This is a genomic window from Pseudomonas sp., assembly GCF_030698175.1.
Lineage (GTDB): Bacteria > Pseudomonadota > Gammaproteobacteria > Pseudomonadales > Pseudomonadaceae > Aquipseudomonas.
The window spans coordinates 93735-110935 of sequence record NZ_JAUYNT010000024.1; the positions used below are offsets into that span (position 1 = coordinate 93735).

The window sequence follows — 17201 nt, forward strand, 5'->3', positions numbered from 1 at the left end:
AAGGTGAGCCTTAACTGGGCTGCTTGGCACCACCAGCGGCGGGCGAGTTTGCCCGAACGCTGTCGGTGGGGCAAGCGCCTGGGCCGCGGGTATCAGGCCGTTGCTGGGCGCTCAAACGCCAGGTTATCGATCAGTCGGGTAGTGCCGATAAAGGCCGCTGCCAGAATCACCAGATGTTGATCGCTTGGGGTCGCCGGCTTGAGGCTGTTGGCCTCGCGGATTTCTAGATAGTCGGGGCGCAAGCCGGCTTCTTGCAGTGCGGCTAACCCCTGGCTGAGCAGCGCCTGGAAGTCGTTGCCGCCGGCCTGAATGGCTGCCGCCAGCTCGCTCAGGGTGCGATAGATGGCCGGCGCGATGCTGCGCTGCTGCTCATCGAGATAGCCATTGCGTGAGGACAGCGCCAAGCCATCGGCGGCACGGACGGTGGGCTCGCCAATGATCTGAATGGGCATGTTCAGGTCGCTGACCAGGGTGCGAATCACCGCCAGTTGCTGGAAGTCTTTTTGCCCGAAGATGGCCAGGTCCGGCTGAACCATATTGAACAGCTTACAGACCACCGTCGCCACACCTTCAAAATGCCCAGGGCGACTGGCGCCGCACAGACCGTCGGAGACGCCCGGCACGCTGACCCGGGTTTGCCCTGCCATGCCGTGGGGGTACATCTCTTCAACGGTGGGGGCAAACAACAGGTTGCAGCCGGCTTGCAGTAGGCGCTCCTTATCGGCCTCGAGGGTGCGCGGGTAGCTGGCCAGGTCTTCCTTGGGGCCGAACTGCAGCGGGTTAACGAAGATGCTGGCGACCACGAAGTCAACCCGCTGGCTGGCTTTCTCCACCAGTGCGGCGTGACCTTCATGGAGGTTTCCCATGGTCGGTACAAAGCCAATGCGCTTACCTTCACTGCGGGCGTGGGCCACTGCGGCGCGCAATTCGCGCACCGTTCTTACTATGTTCATGGAAGCATTCCGTGTTTATGCCGAGAAGCCGTGTTCGGCGGCAGGAAAGGTAACGGCTTTAACGGCCTGCACATAGGCGCTAAAAGCGGCGGCGATGGAGTCTTGGCCAGCCATAAAGTTTTTTACAAACTTGGGGCTGCGACCGCTCAGGGCTAAACCGAGCATGTCGTGCAGTACCAGTACCTGGCCGTCGGTGGCGCTGCCCGCGCCAATGCCGATTACCGGGATTTTTACCGCCTGGGTGATTTCTTCCGCCAAGCTGCTGGGCACGCATTCAAGCAACAGCATGCAGGCGCCGGCTTGCTCCAGCGCGATAGCATCGGCGCGCATCTGCCGGGCTTGCGCCTCATGGCGGCCTTGCACCTTGTAACCGCCGAGAATATTCACCGCTTGCGGCGTCAGCCCTAGGTGCGCGCAGGCGGGAATGCCGCGCTCAGCCAGCAGTCGTATGGGGTCGGCCAGCCAGCCGGCGCCTTCGAGCTTGACCATGTGCGCGCCGGCTTGCATTAAGGTGGCGCAGTTATGCAGGCATTGCTCGGTGGTGGCATAGGCCATAAAGGGCAGGTCGACCAGAATCAGTGCGCCCTGATTGCCGCGTTTAACCGCAGCGACATGGTAGGCCATGTCGGCAACGGTTACCGGCAAGGTGCTGTCATGGCCCTGCAGGACCATGCCGAGTGAGTCACCCACCAGCAGCACTTCAACGCCCGCCTGGCTGGCGGCATGGGCAAAGGTGGCGTCATAGCAGGTCAACATGGCGATTTTCTCACCGCTCTGCTTGAGGCTTTGCAGGGTGCTCAGGGTAACGTCAGACATGGAAAGCGTCCTCTTCTGCTGCAGGCGCAGGGCAACGGGACGCCTATAGTCCTGATGGCGCGCCGGGAAGTCAATTGCAGGTGTTACCGGGTTGTTACTGGCGTTACCGTACTTGGGGTAAATCCAGGGCGGCACTATTGCCCAGTTTCTCCAGGCCGACGAAGGGGCAGGCGGCCAGCAAATCACTCAGTTGGCGGCCATCGGGCAGGCACAATTGACTGGCAATTTCGGCCAGCGGATAGAGCACGAAGGCGCGCGCCTGTAGATGGTAATGGGGCACGCGCAGGCGCGGCTGATCCAGCAGGCGTTGGCCAAACAGCAGAATGTCCAGATCCAGGGTGCGCGGCCCCCAGCGTTCGGCTTTGCGCACGCGGCCCTGGCTCAGTTCAATCTGTTGCAGGGCGTCGAGTAGTTCGAGGGGCGTTAGCGCGCAATCGAGCAACGCCACGGCGTTGACGTAACGGGGCTGATCGGCGGGGCCGAGCGGGTCGCTGGCATAAAACGAGGAGACGGCGCGCACTTGCGTGTGCGGCAGCTGGGCGAGGGCTAGCAGCGCCTCGCGCAGTTGCTCAAGTGGCTCGGCCAGGTTACTGCCCAGGCCGATATAAACCGCTTCAGTCATTCGCGGAAGGTGCGTCGGCGCCAGGCCCGCGGCGCTTGCGATTGCCGCCACGGCGTTTTTTTCGTGCCGGTGCCGCGCCGTCTTCCGGCTTGGCGACCAGGTTGCGGATCATGTTGCGCCGCTCGCTGTCGTTGACTTCCTGGTAGTCGGTCCACCAGTCGCCCAGGCCGCCGGTCTGTTCACCGGCGTCTTCGCGCAGCAGGAGGAAATCGTAGCCGGCACGGAAACGGGGGTTCTCCAGCAGCAAGTCGGCGCGCTTGCCTTGGCGGCGCGGCAGACGTTCTTGCATGTCCCAGATTTCGCGAATCGGAATGCTGAAGCGCTTGGGGATGGCGATGCGTTGGCACTGCTCGGCAATCAACTGGTGCGCGGCTTCGTGCATGGCCGGGATCGGTGGCATGCCGCCGTTTTGCAACTCGCTGACCCGTGCCGGTAACGCCGGCCAGAGCAGGGCGGCAAACAGAAACGCCGGAGTTACGGTTTTGCCTTGTTGGATGCGTGCGTCGGTGCTGGCCAGTGCCAGGCGAATCAGCTCGCCGGCGTACTCGGGGTCACGCTTGAGGGCGCGGGCCGTGGCGGGGAACAGTGGGGCCAGCAACTCATGCTCGACCAGCAGCTCAAAGGTGCGCTCGGCCTGACCGGCCAGCAGCAACTTAAGCACTTCGTCAAACAAGCGGGCCGAGGGAATTTCCCGCAGCAGGGGCGCCAGCAGCGCAATGGGCGCGGCGCTGTGTGGTTCGATGTCGAAATCGAGTTTGGCGGCAAAGCGCACCGCGCGCAGCATCCGCACAGGGTCTTCTTTATAGCGCTGCTGCGGGTCGCCAATCAGCCGCACCAGGCGGTTCTGAATGTCGTGCACGCCGTTGGCGTAGTCGAGAATGCGCTCGCAACTGGCGTCCAGATAAAGGGCGTTGATGGTGAAGTCGCGGCGCTGGGCATCATCTTCCAGGGTGCCGTAAACGTTGTCGCGCAGAATTCGACCGCTTTCATGGTGCGAAGACTGGTTGCTGTCGTGGTCGTCATCGTCGTCGCAGATTGCGTGGTTGGCGCGGAAGGTCGCCACTTCGATGATCTCGCGGCCAAAGTGCACATGCACCAATTTGAACCGGCGACCAATTACCCGAGCGTTGCGGAACTCGGCGCGCACCTGTTCTGGGGTGGCGCTGGTGGCAACGTCAAAATCTTTGGGATTTATATTGAGCAACAGGTCGCGTACGCAACCGCCGACGAGGTAAGCCTGGTAGCCGGCCTGTTGCAGGCGGTCGACCACACTGACCGCGTAGCGGCTCAGGTCGGCACGTCGCAAGGGATGCTGGTTATTATTCAGCACGATCGGGCTGCTGCGCTTAAGGGGCTTGCGGCGCAAGGGCGAGCGGAGTTTTTGCAAGAACTTCTTCAGCATGGGCGTCACTGTTTGACGGGGCGATTTTGACAGGATAGCGGCCAAAATCAGCAATGGCCCCAGGATAGGCGCCGATTCTAGCATTGGCTGGGGGAGATGGTGTAGCAAGCGTGCTTAGCGGGCAAAGCTACTGGGGGAGCCGAGACTCCCCCACAAGTAGATGCGTGCTGTGTTTTTATTATTATGACGGGCTTGTTGTTTTTGTTGGTTGCCCGGTTTTTCGCGCTCTTCGCGCTGGAAATACTCCTAAGTCAGGAGTGAAAAGAAACGGATTACTTTGGATGCTGACCTTGCCATGCTCGCCGATGTCATTAAACATCTAACGTTCAACCAGTTCAGGCGCTGCCTTGGGCAGTTTTATTGTTCTCGGCCTGGTTGTGGGGCGAACCCCGCAAGTACTTATTTCGTCAACGCGTTGTTCCAAAAGAATCAGTTTGCTGCGCCTGCGCATTGTTGTTTTTGTTGTGCTGCAGTCGATACGTCTTGTTTTTATTATGGTTTTTGCTGGTTTTTATTGTTCTTGTACTAGAGATATAGCAGAACCCGTGCCAGCTTTTAAAAATCGTTTAAAATCAGTGCGTTAGGTTTTTTGGTGGTGGTCTTCAGGCATAAAAAAGCCGGGGCCTTGTTACTCTAGGCCCCGGCTTTTGTTACTGAGTGTGAATTGGGTAACGCGAGTTTTGAACTATGCCGCACGCTTTCGGTCGACGGGCGGTTACGGATTGCTGACTGCGCCGGCTTTGCGCCGTGGAATCCCCAGGCGTTGGCGGCGTTCCCACAGGCATTTACGGCTGATACCGAGTTTGCGCGCGAGCTCGGTTTCGGTCATGTGGTCCTGATGCTCAAGCACGAAATGCTGGAAGTAATCCTCCAGCGACAGGTCTTCAGTTGGCTCGTTAGTGGTGCTACTGGCACCCTGCTGGGGCAGCATGCCGATAAAGTCGTCATCTTCCAGATCGTCTAGCTCGATATCGATACCGAGCAGTTCTACCGAGATTTCCGTGCCTTCGCACAGGATTACCGCCCGCTCAATGGCATTTTCCAGTTCGCGAACGTTGCCCGGCCAGGTGTAGTGGCGGATGGCTTGCTCGGCCTCGTAGCTGAAATGCAGGTCGGTGCGGCCCATTTTGGCGCTTTGGCGGGCGAGAAAGACGTCGGCGATTTCGCCGACATCACTGCCGCGTTCGCGCAGTGACGGCAGCTTCAGGGCTATCACGTGCAGGCGGTAATACAGGTCTTCGCGAAACTGGCCGATTTTGGCCAGGGTTTTCAGGTCGCGGTGGGTGGCGGCGATCAAGCGCACATCGACCTTTTGCGACTGCACCGAGCCGACCCGGCGAATCTCACCCTCTTGTAGCACACGCAACAAGCGCGCCTGGGCTTCCAGTGGCAACTCACCGATCTCATCGAGAAACAGGCTGCCGCCATCGGCTGCTTCGACGAGGCCCGCGCGGCCCGAGGTGGCGCCGGTAAAGGCGCCTTTCTCATGGCCGAACAGTTCCGATTCAATCAAGGATTCCGGAATGGCCGCGCAGTTGACCGAGATCATCGGCGCTTTGGCGCGCCGCGACAGGTTGTGCAGCGCGCGGGCCACCAGTTCTTTGCCGGTGCCGGATTCGCCTTGAATCAGCACCGTTGAGTCGGTTGGCGCGACCCGGCGAATTTTGTTGTAAAGGTCTTGCATCGGCGCGCAGGAGCCAATAATGCCGATCTCGCTGTCGACATTGGCGCCGGCTTTGTCGCTGCTGGCGCGGCCACTGCTGCTGGCGGCGCTGCGTTCGGCCGGAGTGCTTTTGCTGTCTTGGCGATCACGCAAAATACGCGCCACGGTTTGCAGCATTTCGTCGTGGTCGAAGGGTTTGGCGATGTAGTCGATCGCGCCCATCTTCATTGAGTCCACGGCCGAGCGCAGGCTGGCATAGCTGGTCATGATCAGCACCGGCGCGCCTTGCGCCAGCTTGATCATTTCGGTGCCAGGCGCGCCCGGCAAGCGCAGATCGCTAACGATCAAATCAAAGCTGGCGATGCTGAAGCGCTCTTGCGCCTCTTGCACCGAGCCGGCTTCGCTGACCTGATATTGATTGCGCTCAAACAGGCGACGCAGCGCTGAGCGGATGATGGTTTCGTCTTCGACGATGAGAATGTGCGGCATCAATTAAAGCTCTCTCGACGGTCTGAGGTGGCGGCGGATGGCGCATCTATATGCCTAGGCAGCGTTACCCGAAAGCGAGTGCCTCGCTGGCGCTCGGAGTCGGCTGGGCTGTCAATGGTGATCTGCCCATAATGCTCTTCCACGATCGAATAGACCAGTGCAAGGCCGAGGCCGGTGCCATGGCCTGGATCTTTGGTGGTGAAAAACGGTTCGAACAGACGGTCGATAATGGCTTTGGGAATCCCCGTGCCTTCATCTTCAACCAGCAGTTCGACGGTCTGTGCCGAGGCCTCGGTTTTGACCCGAATAGCGCCGCCGGCCGTGGAGGCGTCGCGGGCATTGGAGAGCAGGTTGATCAGCACTTGCGCGAGGCGTTGCGGGTCGCCGCTGACCAGGTGTTGCGGGTCGCAGAGGTTGAAAAACTGCACATCGACGCTGTCACGATTGAGCGACAGCAAGCTGATGGCTTCCTGGGCGACGTCCGCCAGGCAGACCACTTCCTCGTTGTGCTGGTGATTGCCGGCGTGGGCAAAACTCATCAGCGACTGGACGATGCGCGACACCCGTTTGGTTTGTTGCAAGATTTGCGTGCTGATCTCGCCGAGCTCGGCGTCATCTTCGCGCTCGTAGCGCAGGTTTTGCGCCAGGCAGGCAATCCCGGTGATCGGGTTGCCTATCTCGTGGGCGACCCCGGCCGCCAGGCGTCCAATTGAGGCCAGGCGTTCCGAGTGGGCCAGTTTGTCTTCCAGTAGCTGGGTGTCGGTGAGGTCTTCGAGCAAAATCACCAGCCCGGTATTGCCTGGCGCCAGTGGCTCGCTGATCGCCGCTTTGCGCAGGTTAAGCCAGCGCACCTGACCGTCGAGCATGATCCGTTGTTTATGCAGGTGCTCCACCGGCAACTGCACGAAACACTCCAGCAGACCTTTCCAGGGTTCATCCAGGGTACTCAGGCGCGAGCCAATCACCTGCTGGGCGGAGATTTGCGTCAGGTCTTCCAGAGCCAGGTTCCACATCAGAATTTCCTGATCCTTGGCCAGCGAGCAAACGCCCATGGGCAGCTCTTGCAGGGTTTGCCGGTGATAGCGGCGCAGGGTGTCGAGTTCGGCGGCCAGGCCGGTGAGGCGTGAGCGATAGTCTTCTAGGCGGCTCTCAATAAAGTGAATGTCTTCGCTGACGTAGCTCTCATTGCCGGATTTATAGGGCAGAAAGGTCTCGACCATTTCGGTCGCCACGCCGGGGCCCATCAGCCCTGAAAGGTTGGCCTCGAGGCGGTCACGCAAGCGCCGCAGGGCATAGGGGCGGTGTTCATCAAAGGGCAGTTGCAGGTCGCGCAGCGCTTGTTCGACTTCTTTTTGCGCGGCCATCGCCCCCAGCGGCTTGGCCAGTTGGTTGGCGAAATCCTGCGGCGAGTGGACCAACAGTTCGCGCCGTTGTGGGCGCGACACATTGTCGACGGCGCAGGCCTCGGCGGCGCTGCATTCTTCGCTGCTGGCTTCGGTAAACAGCGACACCAGGGTGAGGGCGAGGATATTCGCCGCCAGTGAGGCGATGGCAGCCAAATGCCAATTGCTGTCGCTGAGCACGTAAATCACATTCAGTGCGGGCAGGTGGATTTCTTGCAGGTTAAACAGCAGCGGTAACAAGGTGCTGACCAACCAGACGGTAATGCCGGCCAGTAATCCGGCGATAAAACCACGGCGGTTAGCCGTCGGCCAATACAGTACCGCCAGCACCCCGGGCAGAAACTGCAGGGTGGCGACGAAGGAGGCGATGCCCAGATTGGACAGGTCTTGCTCGGCGCCGAGTAAGGCGTAAAAGCCGAAGGCGGTCATGATGATGGTGGCGATCAGCGCGCGTCGCGTCCACTTCAGCCAGCGGTAGATGTCGCCCTCGGCCGGCGGCTGATACAGCGGCAACACCAGGTGGTTGAGGACCATGCCGGAGAGCGCCAGGGTCATCACAATAATCAAGCCGCTGGCCGCCGAGAGCCCACCGATGTAAGCAATTAAGGTCAGCAGGTCGTTGTTGACGGCAATGCCTAAACCGAGGGTGAAATATTCCGGATTGGTCGGTGTGCCGAGCTTGAGGCCGGCCCAGAGAATCGGTGGCACGGCCAGGCTGAACAGCAGCAAAAACAGCGGGAAACCCCAACTGGCGGTGACCATGGCCCGCGGGTTGAGGTTCTCGCTGAAAGCCATGTGGTACATGTGCGGCATGACGATGGCGGAGGCGAAGAACATTAGCAGCAGGGTGCGCCAAGGGCCCTCGTCCAGCGGGGTGCGTAGGGCCTCGAGGGTTTCGTGGTTTTGTTGCAGCCAGTTGCTCAGCTCGCCGAAACTGCCAAATACCCCGTAGACCGCGTACAGGCCGATGCAGGCCATGGCGACCAGCTTGACCAGTGACTCGAAGGCAATCGCAATCACTAGGCCTTGATGTTTGCCACGGGCCGCCACGTGGCGCGAACCAAACAAAATGGTGAACAGAATAATCAGCCCACAGAAACTCAAGGCCACACGGTTTTGCACTGGCTCGTGGGTGAGGATGCCGATGGAGTCGGTCACCGCTTGAATCTGCAACGCCAGCAGCGGCAACACCCCAATCAACATGAAAATGGTGGTCAGGGTGCCGGCCCAGGTACTGCGAAAGCGAAAGGCAAACAGGTCGGCCAGCGAGGCCAGTTGATAGGTGCGGGTGATGCGTAAAATCGGATAGAGCAGCACCGGTGCCAGTAAAAAGGCCGCCGAGATCCCCAGGTAAATCGCTAAAAAACCATAGCCATACTGGTAGGCCAAGCCGACGGTGCCATAGAAGGCCCAGGCGCTGGCATACACCCCCAGTGACAGGGTGTAGGTCAGGGGGTGGCGAATCACCCAGCGGGCGATCCAGCCGCGCTCGGTGATCCAGGCCACGCCAAACAGGATTAATAGATAGCCGGCGCTGATCAGGATCAGCTGGCTGAGGTTAAAGCTCGTCAGCATCAGATTGGCTCTGCGAATACAGGTAAGGGGCGGTCAGCGGATTTTGCCGGCGCAGGTCAGAGTTCATCGGCATCGCGTTGGCTCTGCAGGATAAAAGTCACCACAATCAGAATCAGCCACAACAGGTAGGGGCGATACCAATCACCATTGGCGTCGATCCACCAATCCATGATGGCCGGGGAGAAGAGATAAATGCCCACCACTAGGAGTAGGACCAGTCGATAGATATACATGCGGCAGCTCTTCGCGGGAATCTGCCGATGGTACTGGAAGGCGGGCGTGGCAAGCTATAAGGCGCAAGCTTGGTGCGTGGGTGAGGCGTCGCGGATGTTGATCGGAGGGTATTACTGCCCGTGCGGCGCAGATCTGCGCCACCGCATGGGTCATGCACTAGAGCTGTAGCGGTCATCCATACACGGTGAAATAAGGGGGCGATGCTTTGGCAACGCACCACCCCACAACACTAACCAGATTCAAGCCTGTGGAGGTTGCCGATTAACGCTCATGAGCCAGTTGCCTGCCACAATTGCCGCGCCCGTTGCGATCAGCCCAACCACGGCTCGCCAGTTGCTGAAGAATGCATTCAAGGCGGTAATAGTTGCTGGAACATCGCCGCTATTGGCCGTGATGGTGATGTTGGCCGCCATGTTCGGCTCGGCATGCAGATACTCGCCAGCCTCGCTACTGACTGCGCCAACCAACACCTGCCAGCGCCCTGAACTGGTTTCTTTCGACTGCGCTTGCAGCCCTTGTTTTTTCAAGGCTGCAACAATGCCCAAGGACACTTTTTGCGCGTCATTATTAACCGCAAGACAGAACTTTTTAACTTCGGCGGCACTAACTGCGGTTCCCTGAGCGAAATCCAGAGGGCCGCTTTGAATCATGGCTTTACTACTTACAGGCGCATTCATGACATATTTCCTGTTATCAAAATATCGTTGGTTATATATGATGGATCGGCAGGGTTAAATAAATTTGCCCTGCCGATCCAGTCGTGCTCGTCGTTGATTAGTTATGTTCTAACAAAATCCCGGTGCGTTCTTGTTGAATGGACATCAAACGATCCAGCACTTGCCGAGAAACCAGAGAGACTTGCGAGTAACTCACAGACATTTTGATACTTTCGCCACTCATGGAGGCCGTTACGGTGGCGCAGTTTTGACCGTCCGGGAATACAATTTTTTGCGGGCCGACTGACACGTTGCTGGAAATGACTTCACCGAGCACCAAGTCATTGAATAGGCCAGCATAATAGGTCGGGGTTACCTGAAACTGAGCGGAGGCGCCGCTGACAACGTTTTTCTTGAACACGGCACCTTGTCCACTCATGCCAATCCCCAGATTACCCAGCTGGTTAGACTTGTTGTTGATGATGATCGAGTCGGCCGGAGCCGAGCCGGAACTCTGAACCAATTGCTGAACGTTGTCTTTGAACACGCAATCCCAGACGCTGCCCAGCTCAGTCACCAGGGTCTGGCTTGCCTTGTATACGCCAACCCCGCCGACCTGCTTGTAATTGGCAATGGCGACGTTGTAGTCCACCTCCCACTCCACGCCACTTGAGCCCTGGGTTGGAACTGTCGTTTGTTTCCAGGAGACACTTTCCAAGCCGATGGAATCGGGCAGTACTTGATAGACACCCATGGTCCAGGTCATCTCAGTATTGTTATTGAAGTCGACGTAATAAGTACTCATCTGTATTGCTCCATTAATTTAACCAGTGTGGTGCAGCCACAGCATCCAAAGCAGCAAGGTACTCAACGATTTAGCACGATCGCATAAGCAGTCCCCTTCCAAGTGATATTGCTCTGCGCTTTACAGAGAGCAATCGCTGTGCCAAATGAAAACTTCATAGATATCAACCAAGAGGCTTTTTCTCAGGTTCGCCAGTGGCCGAAATCGGCCATTTAATAGAAATAGGCTGGATGGTTTTGCCCAATGCTCAGGCTGGCTGGCGTTTGTTGGTGAGGCAGCGGGAACTCTTGGGTAATGATTTTAAATTGGGGTGCCGAGATGGCCGCTGTTAGGCCCAAGAAGTTGGAATGCGAGCCACGCGACGTCACCCCATAGCGCTTGCTATGGGGTGACGTCGCGGCTGAGATGATTGACGCAGGCCGAATCGAAAGAGTCGGCCAAGGGCTTAAGGCACCCGCAGCCCAGAGGAGTGCGGGTGCCTATCGCAGCTTAAGCGGCTGGTAGCGTTGCTTTGCTGTAGCAGAGCCGGCTGGGCCGTAATTTCATCCGCACCAGTGACAGCAGAAAGCTGAAACCGCACTGGTTAGGATCAAGCACCGGCACATAGCTGCCCAATGCCTCTTCAAGCAATTCGCCGACCCGTGCAGCCACATCGACGAAGCCGGTACAGCCCAACAAAATCGATTGCGCACCGTCCTGTTTGATTGCCTGCAGCGCCATTTCGAATGTTTTGGCTACCACTATGTCGAGGTTCGACAACTGGTCGACCGGGCAATTGATCGAGTAGATCGAGGCGAATGACTCCGACAAACCGTAATTGGCCACATGCCCCCTCTGCATGGCCAAGGTACTGGGCATGATGGTGATGATGGAAAACCGCTGACACAGGCTTAGCGCGCTGAAGGCCGAGGTTGGAAAACCGCCGATAATGGGGATGTCGATGACTTCACGGGCGGCTTCTACGCCACACATATCGAAATCGCTGAGCCAGATACCTTGGAAACCCTCTCGCTCGATGGACTGCGCCATCTGCACGACGGGCAGGGCATTCTCCGTTAGATTGAGTCGATTCTCGATGCAGGGGTTGCCCTGGCGGATATTGCGCACTTCAACCAGCACATCGGCAGGAATCACCGGCTGCACGGCAGCCAACAGCTGCTGGTTATAGGCGTCGGTGTTGACCGGAGCCAGAATACAAATTCGCAGGGCACTCATAATTCAACCTCCGCGCGCTCAGCCTGGAGGGCCCCTACCGCCCGGTAGGGGCCCATATAGCCAAGCGCCTCCAACAGTTGCATGAAACTCCAGAGAATCAGCCCGCCAGGCTCGCGCAACTGAGGTTCCGCCTGCCAGGCCAGTAGGGTGACCCGGCGTTGCTGCAGTGCCGGGCTGATGCTGCCATCCGCTTGCACCACATCACCGTTGGAGAGCACGGCGTTGCCTGGACCCTCGACAAAGTAGGCAATACTGTCTGGCGCCATGCTCAGGGGTTGTGGCGACAGGTTGTCCCAGGCCAGTAAGGATTCATTTTCGTAGATCACACTGATGCGCGTCTCGCCATCGCGGATATGCACCTTGCCAATATCGAAGCCCCCGGCGGTGCTTACTTCGGCTGACTCAAAGTGACCAGTGCCCGAAATGGCATAAGCCTGCAAGCCAAACTGCTGCTGTAAAAAGGCGATCATGGCCTGGGCCGTTGCGATTTGGCCGCGCTGCAAGGCTCGCCCCAGGGTCAGGGCGCGCGCTAAGGTGCCTTGGATGGGCAGGGCTTTAGCCAGCAAGCCCGGAGCCATGATCCAGATGGCCAGGCCGCCGAACTCACCAAACTGAGGATCGGCAACAATAGGGCGCATCATCTGCTCGATGATCACGGCGGCATCGTTTGCGTAATCCGGCGCCTTTCCCGGGGTTTCTTGCGGCGTGACGTTCAGCTCCACGCTGAGCCCGGTCTGACTGACCAGAAAGGCCGGTCGCGGTGTCACCTGCGCAGCGGCGAATGTCAGCATCGGCAGTGACGGCACTGCCCGGCCGGCGCCGTCAGCATCAATCACGGCCAGACCAAGCCGCGCGGCCACCAGGCAGGCAACCACAAAGCCCAGCGCGCCACTTTCCGGCGGCACCAGATAAGCCAGCTCCCGCCCTTCGCGGGCCAAGCGCTCTTGCACCAATTGGATGGCCCGAACCGGACCGTCAGGATACATGCAGTCGGCAATGGCCTCAGGCGCGCCCATATACGCCAACATGACACTCTCACCGTTCACCGCCTCGGCGACAGTCACGATGCGAATGCGTTCGCTGGGGTAGTAATCGCCCTGACGAAAGTGCGCAACCAGATGACGTGCCGAGAGCAGCGTGCCGCCGCCACCGCTGCCGAAGAAACAACCGCCCAACAACAACGGTTCCAGATCAATGCGTCCAAGTTCATAAGCCATGCTAAAACTCCCTTTGTTGACGAGGTTTCTCCGACTAAGCGCGCAGCTGATCGAGCAAATCCAATGCTCGATTCAGGCCCGCATGTGAAGCTTCTGGCGCCACGCCACGCACCGCCCGGGAAAGCAGCTCCACGGCTTGCGCACCGCGCTTAGTGCGGCTCAATAGTTGCGCCAGCTGGGTCGCGGCGCTGATGGCGGCGGGCACGGCGCCCAGCGCCAGCGCCGTCGATAGCGCGTTCTGCAGACTGCTTTCAGCACCTTCGTGGTCACCTATAAGCAGCAAGCCACTGGCCTTGAGCAGCATTAATTCGCTGAGATAAGCGCGCTCCTGATGGTCGAGGGCCACGTCCAGGGCCTGGGAAACCAGGCTGATGGATTCATGGTGGCGGCCTGCGCGTAACAGAATTTCACCGCGTTTCCAGGCCTGGAATGAGTGAAACAAGCGTCCGCCATTGCGCAATACATGCTTTTCATAACCCTCGACGATGACTTCTTCGGCCTCATCGTACAAACCCTCAGCGCCCATATAGCAGCCGCGAAACACTTGGCCGACGCCTTGATAGAAGGAGAACTCGTATTCTTCGGCCAGACTTTCCAGCTCTAGGGCCAAGGGCCGCAGCTGCGCATAGTCTTCGAACAGGCAGGCGAGCCAGGCGGCCCCTTGCAGCGCCACCAGGCGATTGAAAGCATTGTATTGGCGGGCCGAAGCGCGCTGGATCAATTGCGCCATAGCGCTTCTGGCGCGCTGAAAAAAGCCCAATTCAAAGGCGGCCAAGCCTTCCAGGGTGAAGGCCAAGCCAATCAGGTCGAGGCCCTCGGCTTCCGGCCAGGCGGGGCGAAACTCACTTAAGAGTCCGGCGCGGGACAGGCAGGCTAGGGTCTCCTCCTTGTCGCCCAGCCAGAACAGGGTATTGGCCATGGCGACATGTGCCTCGGTCTGCATCTTGGCGAGTCCCGAGGCCTGCGCTCGCTGTAGCAGTTGCTGCGCCGTGGCGCGCGCCTTGACCAGGTCCAGGCTCATTAGCTGAGCGGTCCAGATGCCGAACTGAATCGTCGACAATTCATCGGCGTTACAGCGGTCACGACCGATGTCCAGGGCCGCCTCATAACTGGCACTGCTGGCGCTGCTTAGCCAGCCCTCAATGCTGCGCAAGCTGACGCCAAGCAAGCGATGGAGTTCAAACTGCAAGCGCCATAAGTCTTTGCGCTCACCGACTTCAGCGGCCAGCGCCAGGCCTTTTTGCAGTATCGGCAGCGCCTCACGGAAGTTGGCGCAGGCCACCAGGGCACGACCTTTTGACAGATGTCGTTCGAGCGCCAGGTATTTGTCTTCGCGCAGCTTCAAGCGTCGCTCTATCACCTTGCGATTCACCCCCAACAGGAGGGCTGCCGCACTTTTATTGCCGGTACAAACCAGCAGCGCATGATCAATCAACAATTGCTCAGTGGCGGCCAGTTTGTCCTCGCCGTCCAGTTGCAGCAGCGACGCCGCCAGACTGACATGGTTCTGCGGCGCAGGCTGTTCTTGAGAAAGAAAAGGCTCCAAGCGCAGCAAATCTATTCGTGAGGTATCGGCAAGCACGCCAATTCGATCAATAAGATTGCGTAGTTGTCGCACATTGCCTGGCCACGTTTGGCGACACAGCAGAGCCAGAGCTTCGGGGGTGAAGGAGATGGGCCTGGGCTGGTGGCGGCAGAAGTATTCGATGAGATCGGGAATATCCTCCCGGCGCTGCTCAAGACTGGGTAATTGCAACTCGAGGACCGCGAGTCGATAGTACAGATCTTCTCTGAAGCGTTCCTGGCTCACCAGCAGCTTTAGGTCACGGTGGGTGGCGGCGATGATGCGTCCGTCGAACCGCTGATTTTCGTTTGAACCCAATGGCCGGTATGCGCGGGTTTCAAGCACGCGCAGTAATTTTGGTTGCAGCGACAGGGGAAGCTCGCCGATTTCATCGAGAAATAAGGTGCCGCGCCCGACCATCTGCAGCAGGCCGGGGCGATTGCTCGCCGCTCCGGTAAATGCCCCCTTGGCGCAACCGAACAGCTCTGACTCAAGCAAGTTTTCTGGGATGGCCCCGCAGTTCAAATCAATAAAGGGCAAGCCCTGGGAGCCCAGGCGATGCACCATCTGCGCGGCTACTTCTTTGCCTGAGCCCGTCGGGCCGCTGATCAGAACCGGGCGATCAGTCTTGGCCACGCGCTGGATAAGGTGTTGCAGATGTTGAAAGGCACTTGAATTGCCAATCACCTGAGCCTCGACCGGCACTGGCTCTCTTACAATGCTGAGATCCGCTGAATGAGCTGTATGCATCGTCTTGATAGTCCATTACTAAGACAAGTCGGTCGGTGCGAGCTTTGTAGCCAATGCCAGCGCTTGCAGAGCATAGGCGTTGATGCGGGAAAATATCGCCTTCTGACTCTATCTCAGATTGCTGATATTGAAAGGCGCATAACGGTCTTACAGCAAAAGATCAGGCAGATGGGCGGCGCCGTCGAAGGACGGAAGGTTTTTTACTGATTTTTGCCGGCTTAGTACGTCTGCCACAGTGCATCCCGCGCGCTTGCGACGGGGCTTACAGCAGCTGCGCTTCGGGCCGGCTGAGCACTCGCGGGATGAGCTCGGGCTGCCAGTGCTGGGCCGCCCACTGCAGGATTGCGCTGGGGCTGAGCTCCAGCAACTCTTCCGGTGCCGCTTGGCCGAGCGCGCGCAACGCCCGCAATAGCAAGGGCCGCGCTTGCGCAATTGGCAGCGGCGGTGCGCGGTAAGACTTGCCGAGTTTGTGGCCGTCCGGCTGGGTAATCAGCGGCACATGCAGGTAACTGGGTGCCGGCACGCCGAGCAGTTCTTGCAGGTAGAGCTGGCGGGGGGTGGAGTCGAGCAGATCGGCGCCGCGGACTATGGCGTTGATGCCTTGCGCGGCGTCGTCAATCACCACCGCCAGTTGATAGGCGTACAGGCCATCACGGCGGCGGATGACGAAATCGCCCACCTCACGGCCCAGGTGCTGGGCAAAGGGGCCTTGTACGCGGTCGGTAAATTGATAGCTCAGTTCGGGCACGCGCAGGCGAATCGCCGTGTCCGCCCAAGGATGCCCGGCATTGCGGCACAGGCCTGGGTAAATGCCCAGATAGGGTTCGAGTTGCTTGCGTGAACAGCTGCAGGCATAGGCCAGGCCCTGGTTGAGCCAGCGTTGCAGCACCTCGGCGTAGGCGCCGTGCCGCTCGCTTTGGCGCATGACCGGGCCATCCCATTCAAAGCCGTAGCTTTCCAGGGTGGTTAAAATCGCCGCCTGGGCGCCAGGCACTTCGCGGGGCGGGTCGAGGTCTTCGATGCGCAGCAGCCAGCGGCCGCCGACCGCGCGGGCATCCAAATAGGAGGCGAGCGCCGCCACCAGCGAGCCGAAGTGCAGATAGCCACTGGGCGTCGGCGCAAAGCGGCCTATATAAGGGGGCTTACTCATAAATAGTGGCTGCCAGAAACAACACGGGGCGCCGAAGCGCCCCGTACTGGGATCAGGAACCGATCTGTTTTTCGCGGATTTCCGCCAGGGTTTTGCAATCGATGCAAAGGGTGGCAGTCGGCCGTGCTTCGAGTCGGCGGATACCGATTTCGACGCCGCACGAGTCGCACCAACCGTAGTCGTTGCTCTCGATCAGCTGCAGGGTTTCGTCGATTTTCTTGATCAGCTTGCGCTCGCGATCACGGGCACGCAGCTCCAGGCTGAACTCTTCTTCCTGGCTGGCACGGTCGGAGGGGTCGGCGAAGTTAGCCGCTTCATCCTGCATGTGGTGCACGGTGCGATCAACTTCCTGCATCAGCTCGAGTTTCCAAGCTTGCAGAATGCCGCTGAAGTGCGCGCGCATTGGTGCGCTCATGTACTCGTCGCCCTTAACTTCTTTATAAGGGGTGAAGCCACGGTTCAGTGGACTGCTGGTTTTAGCCGGGGCTTTCGCTTTAGCTTTGGTTGGTGCTTTTACTGGTGCTTTGGTGGGCATGGCAGACCGCCTCTCACTATCTCTAATCCACTGCGCAGTAACGCTATCCTTTGCCAGTTTAACTGGCCCTGCGGCTGCAAGCGGGCGAACTTACCAGAACACTGGGGCCTACGCCACTCCCGGTTGTCGCGCTTGCTACTGTTGTTGGCAAT

General features: G+C 59.1%; 14 protein-coding genes. All 14 read right to left on the reverse strand.

The features are described from left to right. Window positions 1–92 precede the first annotated feature (92 nt). On the reverse strand, window positions 93–953 hold the full coding sequence (gene panC, locus Q8R10_RS12660) for a pantoate--beta-alanine ligase (RefSeq protein ID WP_305654185.1): 861 nt from the start codon (window positions 951–953) through the stop codon (window positions 93–95). 15 nt (window positions 954–968) lie between these two features. Continuing rightward, window positions 969–1769 carry a 3-methyl-2-oxobutanoate hydroxymethyltransferase gene (panB, locus tag Q8R10_RS12665; protein ID WP_305654186.1) on the reverse strand — a complete coding sequence of 267 codons (801 nt, stop codon included), beginning with the start codon at window positions 1767–1769 and terminating at the stop codon, window positions 969–971. 103 nt (window positions 1770–1872) lie between these two features. Further along, window positions 1873–2391, reverse strand: coding sequence for a 2-amino-4-hydroxy-6-hydroxymethyldihydropteridine diphosphokinase (gene folK / locus Q8R10_RS12670; RefSeq protein WP_305654187.1), 519 nt, complete (start codon window positions 2389–2391; stop codon window positions 1873–1875). Further along, entirely contained in the window at window positions 2384–3793 is a 1410-nt protein-coding gene (locus Q8R10_RS12675) for a polynucleotide adenylyltransferase PcnB (RefSeq protein ID WP_305654188.1), read from the reverse strand. The genes folK and Q8R10_RS12675 overlap by 8 nt, the downstream gene beginning before the upstream one ends. A 715-nt stretch (window positions 3794–4508) precedes the next feature. Then, on the reverse strand, window positions 4509–5945 hold the full coding sequence (locus Q8R10_RS12680; RefSeq protein ID WP_305654189.1) for a sigma-54 dependent transcriptional regulator: 1437 nt from the start codon (window positions 5943–5945) through the stop codon (window positions 4509–4511). Beyond that, window positions 5945–8923, reverse strand: coding sequence for a sensor histidine kinase (locus tag Q8R10_RS12685; protein WP_305654190.1), 2979 nt, complete (start codon window positions 8921–8923; stop codon window positions 5945–5947). The genes Q8R10_RS12680 and Q8R10_RS12685 overlap by 1 nt, the downstream gene beginning before the upstream one ends. 56 nt (window positions 8924–8979) lie before the next feature. Then, complete coding sequence (locus Q8R10_RS12690; protein WP_305654191.1) at window positions 8980–9156, reverse strand: hypothetical protein; 177 nt, start codon at window positions 9154–9156, stop codon at window positions 8980–8982. A 240-nt stretch (window positions 9157–9396) separates the two neighbouring features. Further along, window positions 9397–9834 carry a hypothetical protein gene (locus Q8R10_RS12695; protein ID WP_305654192.1) on the reverse strand — a complete coding sequence of 146 codons (438 nt, stop codon included), beginning with the start codon at window positions 9832–9834 and terminating at the stop codon, window positions 9397–9399. A 97-nt stretch (window positions 9835–9931) separates the two neighbouring features. Beyond that, the gene (locus Q8R10_RS12700; RefSeq protein ID WP_305654193.1) at window positions 9932–10618 is read right to left on the reverse strand and encodes a hypothetical protein; all 687 of its coding nucleotides are present in this window, start codon (window positions 10616–10618) and stop codon (window positions 9932–9934) included. A gap of 489 nt (window positions 10619–11107) precedes the next feature. Then, window positions 11108–11833: an aspartate/glutamate racemase family protein gene (locus Q8R10_RS12705; protein WP_305654194.1), complete on the reverse strand. Its 726-nt coding sequence runs from the start codon at window positions 11831–11833 to the stop codon at window positions 11108–11110. Continuing rightward, on the reverse strand, window positions 11830–13050 hold the full coding sequence (locus Q8R10_RS12710; RefSeq protein WP_305654195.1) for a DUF917 domain-containing protein: 1221 nt from the start codon (window positions 13048–13050) through the stop codon (window positions 11830–11832). The genes Q8R10_RS12705 and Q8R10_RS12710 overlap by 4 nt, the downstream gene beginning before the upstream one ends. Before the next feature lie 34 nt (window positions 13051–13084). Next, window positions 13085–15301 (reverse strand): sigma-54 dependent transcriptional regulator, encoded by a 2217-nt coding sequence (locus tag Q8R10_RS12715; protein ID WP_305654196.1) that lies wholly within the window; start codon window positions 15299–15301, stop codon window positions 13085–13087. A gap of 325 nt (window positions 15302–15626) precedes the next feature. Next, window positions 15627–16514 carry a tRNA glutamyl-Q(34) synthetase GluQRS gene (gene gluQRS, locus Q8R10_RS12720; RefSeq protein ID WP_305654197.1) on the reverse strand — a complete coding sequence of 296 codons (888 nt, stop codon included), beginning with the start codon at window positions 16512–16514 and terminating at the stop codon, window positions 15627–15629. A 52-nt stretch (window positions 16515–16566) separates the two neighbouring features. Further along, window positions 16567–17049: an RNA polymerase-binding protein DksA gene (dksA, locus tag Q8R10_RS12725; RefSeq protein ID WP_305654198.1), complete on the reverse strand. Its 483-nt coding sequence runs from the start codon at window positions 17047–17049 to the stop codon at window positions 16567–16569. Window positions 17050–17201: the final 152 nt, after the last annotated feature.